Genomic DNA, 1397 nt, shown 5'->3' with positions numbered 1-1397 from the left:
CCCGTACAAAAAACCGACGGCCTTTAGTCCATGAGATTAACCAATTGTCGCCTTGTGCACGTATATAAAATTACAATCCCTCAATGACTGAAGGTGGATTATCTTACATCTGTTGGAGGTACTATTTATGGAAGTTGTAGCGGAAAGTGTAGCTGGCATTGATGTGCACCAAAAACAGATCACAGTAACTATTCTTATAGGTTCTGAAAACGTCAAGAAACCTAAGAAGGTTTCTAAACGTTTTGGAACTACTACCAATATGCTAAGAGACTGTGGTCAGTGGTTAAAGGAACATGGTGTTGAACAGGTGCTCATGGAGAGCACTGGTCAATACTGGAGACCAATATGGCAAGTGTTAGAATCATTTGATTTTCAATTGATTCTTTGTAATCCTAGGATAATTAAAAATATACCTGGTAAAAAAACTGATCAAAAGGATTCTGAATGGTTATCCGAATTGGCCAGATACGGACTCGTATCTGCGAGTTACGTTCCTCCTCGCAAGATCCAAGAATTGCGAGAATCAACTCGTTCTCGCAAGAAAATGAAAGAGTCTTTAACTAGAATTAAAAATGAAATACACAATATCTTACAACGTTCAAATATAAAACTTACCAGTTTTATTTCTGATTTATTTAAAGGTTCAGGATTAAAACTACTTAATATGATCATCAATGGTGAAGTTTTGACCCTAGATTCAATCACTAAATGTATGCATGGAAAACTAAAGGCTTCGCCTGAACAATTATTAGAATCGATGAACGGCGTTCTAAGTCAAAATGATCGAAATTTACTTGTGATTCAAATGAATTTACTAAATAGTTATTTGAAATGTATCACTGATTTGAATGATCTTATTGATGAACAAATCAGAGAATATTCTGATTTGTGTCATCGCCTAGAAGACATTCCTGGAATCAGTAGTGCAACAGCACAGGTGATTATCGCTGAGGTTGGCGTAGATGTAAGTCCTTTTCCTGATGTTCATCATTTAGCATCTTGGGCTGGACTATGTCCTGGCAACTATGAGTCGGCAGGTGTAAAACACGGTTCGAGAATACTACATGGAAATGTATATCTGAAGAAAGCTTTAGTTACTGCCGCCATGGGCGCCAAGGTAACTAAAGAAACTGGTCTTAAAGATTATTTTTGGAGACTGAAATCTCGAATGTGTACTCAAAAGGCTCTAATAGCAGTAGCACATAAGATTTTAAGAATAGTTTATTCTCTGATTAAGAGTGAAAAAACTTATAGAGAATACAAAAAGGACCAACGTAAGGCAATTACGTCAGTCCAAATATAAAGAATACAGCTAGCTAGCAAATACAGTATACAAGATTTTTTCTGTATTTTCGAGTAGCTTATTTAGTGCAACTAAAAAAGAATTTATTTCATAT

The 1397-nt window shown here is 35.7% G+C and carries 1 protein-coding gene; it reads left to right on the top strand.

Going from position 1 to position 1397, the window contains the following annotated elements; genetic code table 11:
• Window positions 1–127 precede the first annotated feature (127 nt).
• Complete coding sequence (locus tag FD29_RS04880; RefSeq protein WP_057887840.1) at window positions 128–1303, top strand: IS110 family RNA-guided transposase; 1176 nt, start codon at window positions 128–130, stop codon at window positions 1301–1303.
• Window positions 1304–1397: the final 94 nt, after the last annotated feature.

The sequence above is a fragment of the Companilactobacillus mindensis DSM 14500 genome, from assembly GCF_001434275.1.
In the GTDB taxonomy this organism is placed as follows: Bacteria; Bacillota; Bacilli; order Lactobacillales; family Lactobacillaceae; genus Companilactobacillus; species Companilactobacillus mindensis.
This window is presented reverse-complemented; position numbering and strand designations above follow the sequence as displayed.

Bases quoted from the DNA above. Each gene is read 5' to 3' on its own strand.
- FD29_RS04880 (WP_057887840.1), top strand. From the start codon at position 128: ATGGAAGTTGTAGCGGAAAGTGTAGCTGGCATTGATGTGCACCAAAAA.